General features: G+C 44.3%; 15 protein-coding genes. 13 read left to right on the top strand and 2 right to left on the bottom strand.

Annotated features, from left to right (window positions below):
• The first annotated feature begins 111 nt into the window (after positions 1–111).
• From BVG16_RS23055 to BVG16_RS23030, 6 genes are all read left to right on the top strand, one after another.
• Positions 112–585 (top strand): acyl-CoA thioesterase, encoded by a 474-nt coding sequence (locus BVG16_RS23055; RefSeq protein WP_078501552.1) that lies wholly within the window; start codon positions 112–114, stop codon positions 583–585.
• Positions 586–703: 118 nt separating this feature from the next.
• Entirely contained in the window at positions 704–1,498 is a 795-nt protein-coding gene (gene thyA, locus BVG16_RS23050; RefSeq protein WP_078501551.1) for a thymidylate synthase, read from the top strand.
• 10 nt (positions 1,499–1,508) lie between these two features.
• The gene (locus BVG16_RS23045; RefSeq protein ID WP_078501550.1) at positions 1,509–1,994 is read left to right on the top strand and encodes a dihydrofolate reductase; all 486 of its coding nucleotides are present in this window, start codon (positions 1,509–1,511) and stop codon (positions 1,992–1,994) included.
• 120 nt (positions 1,995–2,114) lie between these two features.
• Complete coding sequence (locus BVG16_RS23040; protein WP_078501549.1) at positions 2,115–3,602, top strand: glutamate synthase subunit beta; 1,488 nt, start codon at positions 2,115–2,117, stop codon at positions 3,600–3,602.
• A 189-nt stretch (positions 3,603–3,791) separates the two neighbouring features.
• Positions 3,792–6,050 (top strand): type IA DNA topoisomerase, encoded by a 2,259-nt coding sequence (locus tag BVG16_RS23035; protein ID WP_078501548.1) that lies wholly within the window; start codon positions 3,792–3,794, stop codon positions 6,048–6,050.
• A 13-nt stretch (positions 6,051–6,063) separates the two neighbouring features.
• Positions 6,064–6,561 carry a DUF1648 domain-containing protein gene (locus BVG16_RS23030; RefSeq protein WP_078501547.1) on the top strand — a complete coding sequence of 166 codons (498 nt, stop codon included), beginning with the start codon at positions 6,064–6,066 and terminating at the stop codon, positions 6,559–6,561.
• A gap of 106 nt (positions 6,562–6,667) precedes the next feature.
• Here BVG16_RS23030 and BVG16_RS23025 read toward each other — a convergent pair whose 3' ends face one another.
• Both BVG16_RS23025 and BVG16_RS23020 read right to left on the bottom strand, forming a co-directional pair.
• Positions 6,668–7,411, bottom strand: coding sequence for an HAD family hydrolase (locus BVG16_RS23025; RefSeq protein WP_408635368.1), 744 nt, complete (start codon positions 7,409–7,411; stop codon positions 6,668–6,670).
• Between the two features lie 39 nt (positions 7,412–7,450).
• The gene (locus BVG16_RS23020) at positions 7,451–8,365 is read right to left on the bottom strand and encodes an ArsR/SmtB family transcription factor (protein WP_078501546.1); all 915 of its coding nucleotides are present in this window, start codon (positions 8,363–8,365) and stop codon (positions 7,451–7,453) included.
• Positions 8,366–8,490: 125 nt separating this feature from the next.
• On the opposite strand from BVG16_RS23020, the gene BVG16_RS23015 reads away from it, so the two are divergent.
• The 7 genes from BVG16_RS23015 (at position 8,491) to BVG16_RS22985 (ending at position 16,275) form a co-directional block, all read left to right on the top strand.
• The gene (locus BVG16_RS23015; protein WP_078501545.1) at positions 8,491–9,219 is read left to right on the top strand and encodes a phosphonate ABC transporter ATP-binding protein; all 729 of its coding nucleotides are present in this window, start codon (positions 8,491–8,493) and stop codon (positions 9,217–9,219) included.
• A gap of 166 nt (positions 9,220–9,385) precedes the next feature.
• A complete protein-coding gene (locus BVG16_RS23010) occupies positions 9,386–10,378 on the top strand; it encodes a polysaccharide deacetylase family protein (RefSeq protein WP_233147148.1) in 993 nt (330 codons plus the stop codon).
• Positions 10,379–10,495: 117 nt separating this feature from the next.
• Positions 10,496–11,683 carry an FG-GAP repeat domain-containing protein gene (locus BVG16_RS23005; RefSeq protein ID WP_078501544.1) on the top strand — a complete coding sequence of 396 codons (1,188 nt, stop codon included), beginning with the start codon at positions 10,496–10,498 and terminating at the stop codon, positions 11,681–11,683.
• A gap of 20 nt (positions 11,684–11,703) precedes the next feature.
• The gene (locus BVG16_RS23000; protein WP_078501543.1) at positions 11,704–12,405 is read left to right on the top strand and encodes a response regulator transcription factor; all 702 of its coding nucleotides are present in this window, start codon (positions 11,704–11,706) and stop codon (positions 12,403–12,405) included.
• The gene (locus BVG16_RS22995) at positions 12,398–13,849 is read left to right on the top strand and encodes a sensor histidine kinase (protein WP_078501542.1); all 1,452 of its coding nucleotides are present in this window, start codon (positions 12,398–12,400) and stop codon (positions 13,847–13,849) included. The genes BVG16_RS23000 and BVG16_RS22995 overlap by 8 nt, the downstream gene beginning before the upstream one ends.
• A gap of 262 nt (positions 13,850–14,111) precedes the next feature.
• Complete coding sequence (locus tag BVG16_RS22990) at positions 14,112–15,560, top strand: ABC transporter substrate-binding protein/permease (protein WP_078501541.1); 1,449 nt, start codon at positions 14,112–14,114, stop codon at positions 15,558–15,560.
• A complete protein-coding gene (locus BVG16_RS22985) occupies positions 15,553–16,275 on the top strand; it encodes an amino acid ABC transporter ATP-binding protein (protein ID WP_078501540.1) in 723 nt (240 codons plus the stop codon). The genes BVG16_RS22990 and BVG16_RS22985 overlap by 8 nt, the downstream gene beginning before the upstream one ends.
• The last annotated feature ends 48 nt before the right edge of the window (positions 16,276–16,323 follow it).

The following is a 16,323-nucleotide window of genomic DNA, read 5'->3' as shown; positions in this document are numbered from 1 at the left end:
AGGATCAAGTTTTTTCACATATGATAAGGAAGAGGCTTGTCGCTCCGGGCGCGAGCCTCTTTTTTCTTTCCATTGATACAATTAAACGTTAGATCAGGAGGATTCTTATACATGGAACCAAAGTATGTTCGTGAATCACGCACCATCTTAACACAACTGGTATTTCCGTCAGACACCAATATGCATGGCACGATGTTCGGCGGTATCGTCATGGAATATATCGATAAAATTAGTGCCATCGCAAGTATGCGTCACGCCCGTAAGGCGGCTGTAACCGCATCTAGCGATAGCTTAGACTTCTTAGCACCTATTCGTGTTGGGGAAGCTATTGAGCTAGAAGCGTTTGTCACATGGACGCATAAAAGCTCGATGGAGGTTTATGTGAAGGTTGTCTCCGAGAATTTGATAACAGGGGAACGAAAATTGACCATGAGATCCTTTTTGACGTTTGTTGCCGTGGATGAAAATGGCAAATCTTCACCCGTCCCACCCATCATTCCCGAGACGGATGAAGAGAAGAGACTCTTCGCGACAGCACAGGAACGCTATGACCAACGTAAGCTCAGAAGACATAAATCGATCTAGATTGAACAGAAATTGTATATCAGGTTGACAGAAAATCTGTATCAACATCGGAGATTTTCTGTGCTACACTAGAAGAAGTAATTGTTACAGAAGCAAAGAATAAAGAGGTGTCTTTGATTTGAAAAACTATTTAGATTTATTACAAGATATTCTGGATCACGGTGAGAAGAAAGAAGACCGTACGGGCACGGGGACGATTTCGGTGTTTGGCCGCCAACTTCGTTTTGATTTATCCCAAGGTTTTCCGCTCATGACCACAAAAAAATTGCATTTGAAATCGATTGTCCATGAACTATTGTGGTTCCTGAAAGGCGATACGAATATCCAATACTTAAAAGATAACGGGGTTACCATTTGGGATGAATGGGCTGACGAGGAAGGAAATCTCGGTCCTGTATATGGCTCACAATGGCGCAATTGGGAAGCAAAAGATGGGCGTACCATCGACCAAATCGCGAATGTTATTCATCAAATCAAGACCAATCCGGATTCACGCCGGATTCTAGTCAGTGCTTGGAATGTAGGGGAGATTGACAATATGAAGCTCCCACCGTGTCACTTGTTATTCCAATTTTATGTTGCGAATGGCAAGCTGTCGTGCATGCTTACCATGCGTTCGGTGGATACGTTCTTAGGCCTTCCTTTCAATATTGCAAGCTATGCTTTACTAACGCATATGATCGCGCAGCAATGTGATTTGGAGGTCGGAGAGTTCGTCTGGTCTGGCGGGGATGTGCATATTTATTCCAATCACTTTGAACAAGTGGAGCGCCAATTAGCTCGGGAACCTTATCTATTGCCTAAGTTAGTGATCAAACGCAAACCAGAATTCATTTTTGATTATACGTACGATGATTTTGAATTCGAAGGTTACCAACATCACCCAGGGATTAAAGCGCCTGTGGCGATCTAGGAGGTCTAATATGGGATTAACGTTTGTATGGGCGATGGGAAAAAATCGCGTAATTGGTGCGAACAATCAACTTCCGTGGCGTCTGCCAGCGGATTTAGCTTATTTTAAACGCGTAACGATGGGAAAGACGGTTCTCATGGGTCGAAAGACGCATGAATCCATTGGCAAGCCTTTGCCGCAGCGTCGGAACGTTATACTGACAAGAAGTATGGAATTTGAGGCTCCTGGTTGTGAAGTGATTCATACGTTGGACGAAGTTTCTCTTCTTGCTGCGCAAGAAGAGATCATGGTCATCGGAGGTGCGGAAATCTACAAACAGCTTCTGCCTCTGGCAGATCGTCTGCATGTGACAGAAATTGGAGAATCGTTCGAAGGCGATGCTTTCTTTCCTGTGTTCTTCTTAGAGGACTGGAAAGTTATTGAGCGTACGCCAGGGATTCAGGATGAGAAGAATATCCATCCGCATGAGTTTGTCGTCTATGAAAGATTGTCCTGATTCTAGGTAAAAAGTACAAATTGTTGTCTTGAAAATCCATTTCAAGAACCTGACACCGAATGATACGATATTGAGAAATTCTCTTGGGATTGTAGAGATAGATCGGATGGAGGAACGAACATGTCAACACCGACAGGATTTATGGAGATTACAAGACAACTTCCGGCAGATCGTGATCCGTTAGAACGGATTAAAGATTGGGAAGAATTTCACTTACATTTATCGGAAGAAGAATTGCGCAGTCAGGGTGCTCGTTGTATGGATTGCGGTACACCGTATTGTCATACAGGGATGGAGATTAGCGGAGGTACTTCGGGTTGTCCGGTGAACAATTTGATACCAGAATGGAATAACTTAATCTATCGCGGTCAATGGAAAGATGCATTGGATCGCTTGCATAAGACGAATAACTTCCCGGAGTTTACGGGGCGTGTGTGCCCGGCTCCATGTGAAGGAGCTTGTACGGTTGGCCTGATCGGCAGCCCGGTAACGATTAAGAATATTGAAAATACAATTATTGAGCGCGGATTTGAAGAAGGTTGGGTTGTCCCTCAACCGCCGACACAACGAACAGGCAAGCGTGTGGCAATTGTTGGTTCGGGTCCCGCAGGACTTGCAGCTGCAGCGCAGCTCAATAAAGCTGGACATGAAGTAACCGTCTACGAACGTGCTGATCGCATTGGCGGATTGTTAACGTATGGCATTCCGACGATGAAATTGGATAAAAACGTGGTTCAGCGCCGTGTAGATCTCTTGGAAGCCGAGGGCGTTACTTTTGTAACGAATACGGAAATTGGGAAAGATATTCCTTCCCAGCAGCTTGTAGATGAATTCGATGCGGTGGTTCTTTGCGGCGGTGCAACGAAACCTCGTGAGTTCGATATTGAAGGCCGCGAATTACAAGGCGTTCATTATGCGATGGACTATTTGAACGGAACCATTAAGAGTTATCTGGATTCGAATTTGGAAGATGGCAACTATATCTCGGCTAAAGGACAAGACGTGATTGTCATTGGCGGCGGGGATACGGGTACGGACTGCGTAGCAACTGCGCTTCGTCATGAATGCCGCAGCATAACCCAGTTCGGTACGCACACGAAAGCGCCATTGACGCGGGATCCAATTGCGAATCCATGGCCTCAATTCCCGAACGTGTATACATTGGACTACGCGCAAGAAGAAGCGAAGGCACTCTACGGTCAAGATCCACGCGAATTCTCGATTATGACGACGAAGTTCGTCGGTGACGAAAACGGTCATGTGAAAGAGCTTCACACGGTGCAAATTGAACGGATCGTGGACGAGACAGGTCGTAAAGTGTATAACCCGATTCCAGGCACAGAGCGTGTATTTCCAGCTCAATTAGTCCTGATTGCGATCGGGTTTGACGGACCGGAATCGACCATCATCGATCAATTGAATTTAGAGCAGGATCGCCGTTCCAACGTGAAGGCGGCATACGGTAAATACCGTACAAATACGGACAAAGTATTCGCAGCCGGCGACATGCGTCGCGGTCAGAGTTTGGTCGTATGGGCGATCAACGAAGGTCGTGAAGCAGCGCGTGAAGTGGATAAATTCTTGATGGGCTCTTCCCTTTTGCCCTAAATTCGGTCATAATTAGATAACGCACGACAAGTACGGAGCTGCGCAAGGCGCGGCTCTTTTTGTCCGTAAACATAGGAAAGAGCGGTATATAAGTCTCTTTCTATGTCTAGTTGGAACGTATTTCGTTATGGTGAAGTATCGATTGGCGTTCCAGCTTGGATGAACGGATTGAAGGGGAGGCGCTTAAGCTTGAAGACGTTAGTTATTGCCGAGAAGCCAGATATGGGGCGGACGATCGCTGCTGTTATCGAGCCGAAAGGCAAGAATAACCGAACGTATATTGAAGGAGAACAATATATTATTACATGGGCCATTGGTCATTTGGTTGGACTTGCTGAACCGGATCTTTATGATGATAAATATAAGAAGTGGAATTTTGGAGATCTGCCGATTATTCCAGATCAATTCAAGATCATTGCAAATCCGAAGACGAAAGATCAGTTAAAAGTCATTGGCGAATTGGCCAAACGCTGTGATCATGTCGTTAACGCATGCGATGCTGGACGGGAAGGGCAGTATATTTTTGCGCTTATCCAACAATATTTGAAATTATTTCAGCCGGTACAGCGATTGTGGATATCTGACTTGACCGCGGAGACGATTCGATCTGGTTTTGCATCGCTTCGAAACGGTGTGGATTTTGAAAACCTATCCTTAGCTGCGAGATCCAGAAGTGAAGCGGATTGGTTAATTGGCATGAATGCATCGCGTGCTTTCACGACGAAGCATCGGAACTTACTATCCGTTGGCCGAGTTCAGACACCTGTTCTCGCGTTGATTTATGATCGTCAGAAGGAAATAGAAGCATTTGATTCTTTAACGTTCTATGATTGTATTGCAGATTTCGCTCAAGCGAATTCGAACTATCAAGGAACCTGGCAGGGGGAGCGAATCACCTCGAAGGAGCAGGCTGAAGCTCTGGCTGCCAAAGTAAAGGGACAACCGGCTGCAATCTCCAGTTATGATGTGAAGGAAACCAAGGAATACCCGTATAAATTATATGATTTGACCTTATTGCAACGGGATGCAAATGCAAAGTTCGGTTTCTCAGCAAAAAAGACGCTAGATATCGCTCAGGCGTTATATGAGAAACATAAAGTGATTTCATATCCAAGAACGAACTCGAACTATGTTACTGAACAGAATATAGAGCCCATGCATAAGACGCTTCACATGCTCAAATCAACGAACTATAAGGAATATGTAGAAGGTGCAACGCCATCGATTGTACATATTAACAATAAGTCGATTTGTAACCCTTCGAAGGTGGAAGACCACCATGCTATTCTGCCGACGTTGAAAAGACCAGGGACGTTGGCCCCGGATGAACAGAAGATTTATGATTTGGTCGTTCGTCGATTTCTGACGCAATTTTATCCACCAGCGGAGTATAAGCAGCATACGTTGATGACGGAGGTTGAAGGGGAGACCTTTAAGACCAACGTAAAGGAATTGCTCTTTATCGGTTGGAAGGCCGTGGTCGGTGATGATCCGAAAGGAAAATCAGCGAAAGCCAAAAGTAAAGGGAATGCCAATAAAGAAGGCGAAGACGATGAATCGGAAGAAGTGTCCCTTGATCCTTTTGCCGTCGATCCGAACGCTGCAACACAATGTACGGATGCGAACATGAAAGAGAAGAATACGCAACCGCCAAAATCATACACGGAAGGTACGTTGCTGAAGGCGATGGAGAGCGCGGGAAAGCAGATCGAGAACGAAGAAGTGCGTGATGCGATGAAGGATGCCGGCCTAGGAACGCCAGCGACTCGGGCAGCTACGATCGAGCGTCTGAAGCATGTTGGTTATATTACCATGCAAGGAAAACGGATTACGGTCACCCAGAAAGGAAGAACAGCCATTGAATTGATTCGTCACGCTGGTGTAGACTTATTAACATCACCAGAAATGACGGGTCAATGGGAACGTCGGTTGAATCAGATTTCTAAGGGTGAGGCTTCGAATGATCGGTTTATGGAGAACGTGAAGAAATTTACGATGTTCATTATCGATAAAGTGAGGACGCAGCGTCCTGCTGCCAAGGAAGCGTTCGGCGACACGGAAGATTCGAACGCCAAAGGAAAAGGGAATGCCAAAAGCCGAGCCAAAAAACCTACATCCTCGACTTCTGCGTCACCTTCGGGGTCAACGCGCTCGTCTAGTGCTCCACTAACCCTTGAACCCATTGGTCCGTGTCCGCGTAAAGGCTGTGGTGGATCGATTATTATGGGGCGAAAAGGATACGGATGTAACCATTTCAAAGAGGGTTGCAAGTTTGTCATCTGGAAAACGAGTCTCGGCAAAACCTTGACGGATGCCATGATCAAATCATTAATCGAAAAAGGAAGTACGCAAGTACTATCCTTTAAGCAAGAGGATGGGACAACCCAGAAAGCACGTATTGTGTTATACAATCCGGAGACAGGTGAGCTTCAGATAGAACAAACGTAAGGAGTGAAGTGTCATGGCTTCACAGCGAGTACGCGCAACTATACCGAAATCATTAACCGAGATATGGCATGATGTCATCAGTATTGCAGTCATTTGCGTTCTTATTCTCTATGTAGGTCTATTGTGGACGAACGTACAGGATATCATTCCAATTCATTTCAACGTAGCAGGAGAAGTGGATGGATGGGGAAGTAAATATTTGATGTTGTTTCTTCCAGCTACGAACTTATTGATATTCAGTTTATTGTCGATGATCAGCCGATATCCGCATACGTTCAGTTATCCCGTTGAAATAACAGAAGTGAATGTGCAAGAGAAATATGGGTTGGCTCGCATGATGCTAAGCTGGTTGAAGCTTGAGATTACCTTACTAAGTAGTTATGTCGAATGGAGTATGATGCAGGTCGCGCTTGGTGAACGGATGGGATTAGGAAGTTGGTTCCTACCTGTTTCGTTCATCGCGGTATTTGGCACAATCGGTTGGTACTTTTACCGACTCATGCGAAAATGAGAAAACCTCTATCGAGGTCTTTCGAAGATGAGCGACCGCAAATAGATGTAGGTCTTGTGGTAAAAAAGCCTCTGACGTAGATGGTGTCTACGAAAGAGGCTTTTTGTCACGGCGCCGTGTGCTTGGCAATAACGTTGGGCACTTCGGATAAGGATTTAATGGTGTACATGGTTGCATCTGGACCGAGTTTGTAATCAACGATGTTGAATTTCCATTCGTTCTCCTGTTTGATATATATGGTTCGAATCCCCGCAGTTAATGCCGGCGTAATGTCGGTACGCAATGAATTCCCGATCATCCACGTCCGTGTGCGGTCAAATTTCCCGTCGGTTAGAATGGCTTCCAACGCTTCCTGATTTTTATGCTGACGAATATAGATTCGATCATCGAAGAAATCATGGAGTTTCATCGCTTCGATTTTACGCTGTTGAATGACAATTTCTCCACCTGTGTACAAGTAAAGCTGATGCCCTTCATCCCGAAGGTGTGTAAGGGTTTCAAGCATCCCTGGATAAGGTTCAACGGGCTGTTCGTACACGCTTAATCCTAATTTGTAGAGAAGATTCTCTTCTGAAGAATGAACGGTTCGGCCAAGCAAAGTGCTGAAATAGCGATACGTATCCACAAAGGATTCAGGGAAATGTTCACTGACAAACCCGTCTCGACTCACGCGAGCTAAATCAATCTCAATTTGCTTCTGTTTGAACTGCTTGGCTGTAACGTCATAGGTATGAAACCACGTCTCCATCAGATCCAGAAATTGTTCAATGATAAGATAGAAGTATTTGTTGGTGTATACGAGTGTATCGTCTAGATCAAACATAATTTGCTGTATATTCTTAGGTTGCAAGGTGGCTTCACTCCTTTCTAGCTGCCATTCGTTGCTGCGTTATAAGCGAAGGTATGACTCTAGGAATAGCTGCATCTCAGCCACGCCGTCCAATCGGATACTAAATCGCTCGTTGGAATCGTTCAAATGTGTCCGAAGAAGTCCAGCGGCACGTAGGGTCCGTATATTCGAGGAGACGGCTTCCGGCGTCATTTGCATCATGTTCGCAATATCAGAGGTTGTACGCAAATCATGAGCAAGATAGCGAAGGATGCGCAGTCGCTTCTCGTCGGATAGAGCACGTGTAAATCGGGTTAACCCCGTAGGTACTTGATCTTCATTCGTCTCTGGAATATCAATCGCATATTGAATGATGAACATGCCTTGATATCGGCTGTAGTAATTCACAGGCCGACAGTGAATCATCGGCATAATGACAATGGTATGTATATCCTCATGCGGTTCAATGACGACACCGTTGGTCGCATATTCGACGAGATCTTGAGGCTCCATTTTTGAACTCAAAAGCCGCTTCTCGGCAGCGTCCTCTTCAAGCAATGGAATTAATGTATGCTCGATTCCAACAAAATATTGCGTGTTCCATGCCCTTAATAATGGAATATAGCCATCTCGTATCCGGGTTGCTTCAGAAAGCGTTACATCTGTGATATAAGGAAGTGCTATCTCATAAAGCTCCTCCATTGGAGTTTCCTCCAAATACGTAAGACATGATTCAACATCCGTATACGGATCACGTAAAACCGTCCATAGATATAGAATGTCATAGTCCGTCAATTCCCATGTGTGAATCTTCTCAATGCGCTGAACTAAATCAGGATCAAGCTGTTGTGTGACCTCATCAAGCCATTCATTGCTCCAATCTAAATTTTCTGTCCATTTTCGAGTCGAGTATATTAAGAAGCTGCACAATAGCTCATACATTGGAGAGTGATATACTTTGATCTCATAACTCATGAACCAATTCCTCCCATAAAGTGACAATCCGACAGACCTACACTTGTTATTATGGCTTGTTTTACAGCGAATTGTCCACTATTATGTTCAATATAACGATAGTTCTGCAGAAGGAGATTAACGTGATGATTAAAGTTGATAAATTGGTCAAAAAAATTCCGGAGTCGACACTGCTGGATCATATTCATATGGAAGTTGAAGAGGGCGAATTTATTGCGGTCATTGGTCCAAGCGGCAGCGGGAAATCCACATTATTGAAATGTCTGGCATTACGCGAGAAATGGACTTCCGGAACGTACATCGCAGATGGGGTCGATATTTTTGCGAACAAAATGACGGGCATGCGTAAAATTCGCCGTGAATGTGCCTATATTGAACAGAATCCTACGTTATACCCGAAAAAAACTGCACTCAAGAACGTGCTGATCGGACAATTGTATCAGACGCCAATCTGGCGGATGGTGACGGGGATGGTGCGTTCGGATGATTACATGGGCGCGATGGATATTATCGAACAAGTAGGTTTGCTGGACAAGGCCCATGCGAAGATCGAACAACTGAGTGGTGGTGAACGTCAACGTGTTGCCATTGCACGATCATTAGCGCATGGAGCGAAGGTTATACTGGCCGATGAACCGGTCTTGGGACTTGATCCGCAATCGGTCGACGGCGTCATGCAGCATTTGCAGAAGCTTTGTCGCGAACAGAAAATTACCGTGATCGCCGTCATTCAACAAATCGAATTAGCTGAAAGATTTGCGAGCCGCATCATAGGTTTGGAAGCCGGGAAGATTGTTGTTGATGTCAAAGGACGCCGTTTAACGCAGATGGAGAAAAATAAGATATTTTCATAGAGCAACTATTTTTCATGAAATAATTAAATATCATCCCATACGGGGCGAAAGAGTGATAAAATTGACGAGTATTGTAATGTCTTTGTCACTCTTTTTGTGTTGCCCTCTTTTATAATTTGATAGGGACAACGATTCCAAAAATCACATAGAACAGGATGCGATTCTAGTGAAAAAAATTACTAAACTAACACTGGTTGTCATGTTAGTCGCTTGTGCCTATGTTATTTTTCAAATGACGGTTCTTGGCGATTCTTCAAAGGAAGTGAAAGATTCATTTCAAAATCCAACAACAGTAACGGATAAGCCTTCAGTAGACGGTACGGTTGATACATATGGAGATGAAGGGGATAAGCAAGTTCCCCCAGTGATTTCGAATTCTAAAGATCCTGTGAAGAAAGATGACAAAGAAACTTCGAAAGATAAGGAAGATACGTCGAAGCCTTCAAAGTCGGAACAGGGTAAGCCAGCGAAGAAGCCTGATCAGGATAAAGCCGTAGAACCAGCACAGCCGACAGAACCTACACCACCAGCGGCAAAAGAAACGAAGCCACTCACCGGTAAAATTGCGTATTTGACCTTTGATGACGGTGCAAGCCCGTATACGAACCAGATACTGGATGATCTGGATGAGTATGATGCGAAAGCGACATTCTTCATGCTCGAGCCGAACATGCGTAAACATCCAGATGCTGTGAAACGTATCGTAAAAGATGGCCATATGCCTGCCATGCACGGTGTGACACATCAAGTCAAGAAGTACTATGCTTCCCAAACCTCGGTTGTCAACGAAATGGTAGCAGGACAGCAGCGAATTAAGACACTCACAGGTGCCGATACTTCACTGATTCGTACACCTTATGGCAGCGCTCCTTACATGAAGAAGGAATATATGCGTGCTGTTAAGAATGCTGGCTTTACACTTTGGGATTGGAACGTAGACAGTCTGGATTGGAAATATCGGGATGCCAGATTTGTGAATACAGTCAAACAAGAAGTTACGGCATTAGAGAAGAAGAATGTATCTCCTGTAATCTTAATGCATGATCGGAAGGAAACCATGAAATATTTGCCTGAAGTGTTGAAATTTCTGAAAGATCGCGGTTATCAATTTAAGACATTAGATGACACGCTTAAACCGATACAATTCAGTAAAAGCTAATTGCAGGAAAGAAAGGAAGTGTGATTGAGCTTGAAATTTAGGTTGGCCACCATACTGTTGTGTTGTGTGATGCTCGTGCTAAGCGGTTGCGATTTGACGAAGGATCCCAGATCCCTCATGAGCATTCCGCGCCTTCCCGAAGATAAAGAGAATCTAAAGAGTTTGATCATGGCTCAACTTCCTGAAGGAGCATCCATTATCCGACCTACGAATATTAAAGATACGAGTGCGATTCGTATCGCTGATTTGAACAATGACGGGGTTAGCGAGGCCGTCGTCTTCTATCGCACGCCAGATCAAGCTGTCCGAATTCATGGGATGATCTGGGAGAGTGACGGTACCACTTGGAAGAAGAAGCTTGTATTCGACGGAGAAGGATTAGAGCTGGATTCCTTTGACTTAGTAGATATTATGCATGATGGCAAAGTCGAACTCGTCGTTGGTTATTCCAGCGGGGATACGGAAGTCCAAAAAGGTCTTATCGTTTATTCGTATGAAGATGATCAGCTCCAAAAAGTGTTTGAGAAATCATATACGAATTATGTGATCAATGATTTGAACGGAGACGGCAAGTTCGAGATCAGTATTTTAACATTTAAGCCGAATCAAATTGCTGAATTGACATCGATTCAATACAATGAACACGTAAATAAATTTGAACCCCTCAGCACGCTGCAGTTGGAACCGAATGTAACCGGATATTATAATGTCATCACAGGCATGGTTGCAGAGAATGTCCAAGGAATCGTGCTAGACGTCGGCGTCGGTGCACATTCCGCGTATACCGATGTCGTGATTATGAAAAATAATACGTTAACGAAAGTTCTCTCTTCCGAGGAGACGTATAAACCATATGCAACGATCAGTTCTGATGAGAATAAGGATGGGATCATTGAAATCGCCATGCTTGAAACGCCATATGGCTGGGAGGATATTGCCCTTTCGTCAATCCCATGGTTTATTACATACCATCGATGGGATGGGGAACATGGACTAAAATTCGTGTTTGAGCAATATCGTGACTTACAGGATCGCTTCTACTTCAACTTCCCGGCGGAATGGCATCACAAAGTTACCATATCGATTGATTCGAAGCTGGAAGAATACTTGAACTTTATTAATATTGAAACCGGTGAGACCATGGCTGAGATTCGCTTCTTTAGCTTATCGGCTTGGGAACGGAATCACGAAGGCTTCAAGTTACTGGCGAGAACAGAAGAGAAGGTCATTGGACTGCGTTCCACAGTTGACTTAAATGCAGGAAAAGGGAAGGTTGAGATTACACCAGTCGTCTCCATGAAATAAAGGAAAGGGTGACTTCGAAGATGAGTAAAGTATTAATATTGGAAGATGAAGAATCCATCCGTAGTTTTATTGTCATTAACTTGAAGCGAAATGGGCTAGAAGTCGTTGAAGCGGCTACAGGTGAAGAAGCATTGCAGAAATTCCATGCTGATCCGACGTTCGATATCGCGTTATTGGATGTCATGGTACCCGGCATCGATGGCTTTGAAGTATGCCGCCGTATTCGTGAAACGAATGAGCGTATTGGGATCATTTTTCTAACGGCAAAAGTGCAAGAGCAGGATAAGGTATATGCATTGTCCGTCGGGGCAGATGATCACGTCAGCAAACCTTTTAGCCCGACGGAATTAATTGCACGGATTCAATCCTTATTGCGTCGTGTCAATGTGCATAGCGAGTCAGGGGCGAAGGTAAGCTTCGAGTCTGGACCTTTCACATTAGACCTTATCGCAAAACAGTTCAAGAAGAATCATCAGTCGATCGAGCTGACGCCAACGGAGTTCTCCTTGGTTCAATTGTTCCTAGAACGTGAGGATGTCCCCTTAAGTCGTGATGTCTTATTGGATCACGTATGGGGTAAGGAATATATGGGAGATCCCAAAATCGTTGATGTGAATATTCGACGGTTGCGGCAGAAGCTAGAGGATGACCCATCAACGCCAATGTACATTGAAACGGTATGGGGTCACGGATATAAATGGAAGGGAAGTCGTCATGTTTAAAAAAGGATTGCGGCGATCCGTCGTTATGCACTATTTCATCGTAGTGTTCTTAACGATCATGATCGTGGAAGTGATCTTCATGATCTCCATTCAAGCGTATTACTACAACAGTATTTCGAACGTCATGACGAACCAGGCATATAGTTCAACATCTTATTATCAGAAATTTATAGGGACATCCTACACAGAAAATGATACGAATTACTTGCCTGATCTTCTGAAAATGTTCGCACTCGAGAATACGGAGCTTCAGATCTTGAATACGAAGGGCGATGTGATCATCAGCTCTTCAGGCTTCCAGGTTGAGAAAGGACTCCAGACATCGGATGTGATTCAAGCGAAGAATGGAAGTCAATCCAGGTGGATTGGCAGTCAGACAAGTACGGGAGAGCAGGTTATGGCGGTATCTACTCCGCTGATTGACCAAGGACAGACGATATATATTCTTCGATATGTCACTTCATTAGAAGCGATCAACAATAAAATAACCAGTATCATTCTGATTGCAATAGGCGTGGGAGTTGTCGTACTTGCTGTCGTACTGCTCATTAGCTTCGGACTTGCGAACTCCATCGTCAAACCCATCAATAACATCACAGCCTTCTCTGGTCAAATGGCAAAAGGGAGGTTCGATGTACGCGTTGAAGGGGACTATAGGTACGAGCTAGGGGAATTGGCCTCCTCCTTGAATTACATGGCCGAAGAGATTGTGCGAAGCGATCAGGTGAAGAATGATTTTATATCTTCCATCTCACACGAGCTGCGGACGCCACTTACGGGGATTAAAGGCTGGACAGAGACGTTGGTTTCAGGCAATTTCTCAGACCCTGAAGAGACGAAATTAGGCATGACTATCATTGCGAAGGAAACCAACCGATTGATTGGGCTCGTGGAGGAGCTGCTTGACTTCTCAAGACTTCAGCAAAAAGAAGTAAGGCTTAATCAAGACCCTGTAGATATCGTAGCGCTATTAACGGAGACGAAATTGCAGGTGAAAACAAAGGCAGATCAGAAGCAAGTTCGTCTAACATTGAATGTCAGCGGCATACCTGTACCCATCATTGGGGATACGAACCGCTTGAAGCAAGTGTTCCTGAATATTATCGATAATGCACTGAAATTTTCACATACGCAGTCGAACATCTTCATTCATATTGAATACGAACCAAAGGAATGTATTATTACCGTTCGCGACACCGGCATAGGTATAGGCGAAGAGCATATTACCAAGGTGACGGAGAAATTCTACCAGGTTAATCCTTTGGGGGGTGGAACGGGCTTAGGACTAGCTATAACGCGTGAGCTCGTCGAACAACATGGAGGTCGTTTATCGATTACGAGTATCTCCGGTGAAGGGACCTCAGTGATCGTGTCGCTGCCTATTTGTGACAAGGTCCATGATATCATTAAAGACCAGGCAGAAGAAGAAGAACTACAAGCTTAAGATTGAAATCGATCCAGAATCATATGATGACGGATCGGTTTTTTTGTTGTTTTTTCGCTAGCATAGTTCTATTCATGGGAAGGGTCTCCTATGGACGATCTATGGATTCGAATCGAATTGACAATTTAACCACTGTAAGATTAACCAATCTTAGAATTGTCGAAGAGAGTTGAAATGTGTTGAAAAAAGTTATTGTATAATCATACAGTCTGCTGTATAATTAGCCTTGCGTATTAATTTCAGGCATAAAAGGATTGATAAAATGAAGAAAATTCAAGCTTTATTGGTATGTTTATTCGTGTTCACATGGATTACCGGATATAGCACTCCGGCGTTAGCAGCATCGGATAATCAGACAAAAAGTAAAAAATTGGTATTAGGGACGAGCGCAGATTATCCTCCCTATGAGTTTCATAAGAAGATTAACGGCAAAGATCAAATCCTCGGGTTCGATATTGAGATCGCTAAAGAAATTGCCAAGGACATGGGTGCGGAATTAGTTATTGAGGATATGAAGTTCGATAGCTTGCTGCTTGCGCTAAATGCAGGCAAAGTCGATATGGTCATGTCAGCCATGAATCCGACAGAAGAACGACGTAAAAATGTTGATTTCTCGAATATCTATTATCAATCCGATCAAGCGGTGTTAATCCGTGCGGAAGATAAGGATAAATATACAACGATGGATGATCTCAAAGGGAAGCATATTGGGGCTCAAAAATCGAGTATCTATGAGGATATGGCACGTGCTGTGCCAAATGCAACGGTTGATGCGCTGGCGAAGATTTCAGATCTTGTCTTGAGTTTGGAATCGAAGCGTATTGATGCCATCGTGTTGGAGCTGCCTGTAGCAGAATCCTATGAGAAGAATCGTTCAACATTGGCTGTAGCTGAAGCGAAACCGGAATCTAGTGAAGATGGTTATGCGATTGCCTTCCGTAAAGGCAGTACAGACATGGTGAATCAAGTCAACACGACGATTGACCGATTAGAGAAAGCAGATATGATCAATAAATACGTCGCGGATGCGTCGAAACTTGCAGAAGCACCTAGCGGAACGAATATCTTTACCTACTTTAATCAGAACAAGCAGTACTTCTTAAGCGGGGTAGGCTGGACGTTATTATTATCTTTAGTCACGGTCGTTTTCGGATTAATTCTCGGGATCATTCTGGTATTAATGCGGTTATCCAAAGTTAAACCGTTGAAATGGATCGCGGTAGCTTATATTGAGTTCTTGCGCGGTACGCCGCTTATGGTTCAGTTATTTATCATTTATTTCGGATTACCATCCATCGGTATAGAATTCCCAAAATTTCTTGCGGGTGCCATTGCATTATCCTTAAATAGTGCGGCTTATTTGGCGGAGATCTTCCGTGCAGGGATTCAATCAATCGATAAAGGGCAGTTGGAAGCTGCTCGATCACTCGGGATGGGTCATAGTATGGCCATGCGTTTCATTATCCTGCCCCAAGCCTTGAAGCAAGTATTGCCGGCGATTGGGAATGAGTTTGTCGTCATCATCAAAGAATCATCCATTGTATCCCTGATTGGGATTACCGATATTATGTATCAAGAAGAAGTCGTTCGGGGAAGCACGTACGCAGGATTGCCGCCGTTACTTATCGCAGCAGTACTATACTTTATTCTAACATTTGTGTGCACGAAGTTACTCGGCATTGCGGAACGGAGGCTGAAGACTAGTGATTAAGATTACGAATCTACACAAGCATTTTGGCAAATTAGAAATCTTAAAAGGCATAGATATGGAGATCGCGAAGGGCGAGGTTGTCGTCGTGATCGGACCAAGTGGATCGGGTAAGAGTACGTTCTTGCGTTGTCTGAACTTGTTGGAGGTACCGACGAAAGGAACGATTGAGTTCGAAGGGGCCAATATTACGGATAAGAAATATAATATCAATGAAACACGCGAAAAGATGGGCATGGTATTCCAACAATTTAATTTATTCCCTCATATGAGTGTAATGAATAATATTACGTTATCTCCCGTTAAAGTGAAAAAGATGGCAAAACCGGAAGCAGAGAAAATCGCTGCAGATTTGTTGAATCAAGTTGGTCTAGCCGATAAGAAGGATGCTTATCCGTCGCAATTGTCCGGAGGGCAGAAGCAGCGTATCGCCATTGCTCGCGCCTTGGCTATGCAGCCGCATGTGATGTTGTTCGATGAACCAACTTCGGCATTGGATCCGGAGATGGTCGGCGAAGTGTTGGATGTAATGAAGCATCTGGCGGCGGCAGGGATGACCATGGTTATCGTCACCCATGAAATGGGCTTTGCTCGTGAAGTAGGCGATCGCATTGTGTTTATGGATGGGGGCTTTATCGTGGAAGAAGGCGACCCGAATGAAGTCTTTAACCATCCGAAGCACCCACGTACGCAGGAGTTCTTAAGTAAGGTTCTATAACTCGTTGATCCTCCGTCCTTTTGGACGGGGGATTTTTTTTTGAACATT

Origin of the sequence: Paenibacillus selenitireducens (assembly GCF_002021565.1) — a bacterium.
Lineage (GTDB): Bacteria > Bacillota > Bacilli > Paenibacillales > Paenibacillaceae > Paenibacillus_K > Paenibacillus_K selenitireducens.
Note: the sequence above shows the minus strand (reverse complement) of the source record. Positions and strands in the feature narration are given on the sequence as shown.

What these genes read in the sequence shown, in the direction of transcription:
- BVG16_RS23055 (WP_078501552.1), top strand. Translation starts at nt 112, where the DNA reads ATGGAACCAAAGTATGTTCGTGAATCACGCACCATCTTAACACAACTG.
- BVG16_RS23045 (WP_078501550.1), top strand. Translation starts at nt 1,509, where the DNA reads ATGGGATTAACGTTTGTATGGGCGATGGGAAAAAATCGCGTAATTGGT.
- BVG16_RS23040 (WP_078501549.1), top strand. Translation starts at nt 2,115, where the DNA reads ATGTCAACACCGACAGGATTTATGGAGATTACAAGACAACTTCCGGCA.
- BVG16_RS23030 (WP_078501547.1), top strand. Translation starts at nt 6,064, where the DNA reads ATGGCTTCACAGCGAGTACGCGCAACTATACCGAAATCATTAACCGAG.
- BVG16_RS23020 (WP_078501546.1), bottom strand. Translation starts at nt 8,365, where the DNA reads ATGAGTTATGAGATCAAAGTATATCACTCTCCAATGTATGAGCTATTG.
- BVG16_RS23015 (WP_078501545.1), top strand. Translation starts at nt 8,491, where the DNA reads ATGATTAAAGTTGATAAATTGGTCAAAAAAATTCCGGAGTCGACACTG.
- BVG16_RS23005 (WP_078501544.1), top strand. Translation starts at nt 10,496, where the DNA reads ATGAGCATTCCGCGCCTTCCCGAAGATAAAGAGAATCTAAAGAGTTTG.
- BVG16_RS23000 (WP_078501543.1), top strand. Translation starts at nt 11,704, where the DNA reads ATGAGTAAAGTATTAATATTGGAAGATGAAGAATCCATCCGTAGTTTT.
- BVG16_RS22995 (WP_078501542.1), top strand. Translation starts at nt 12,398, where the DNA reads ATGTTTAAAAAAGGATTGCGGCGATCCGTCGTTATGCACTATTTCATC.
- BVG16_RS22990 (WP_078501541.1), top strand. Translation starts at nt 14,112, where the DNA reads ATGAAGAAAATTCAAGCTTTATTGGTATGTTTATTCGTGTTCACATGG.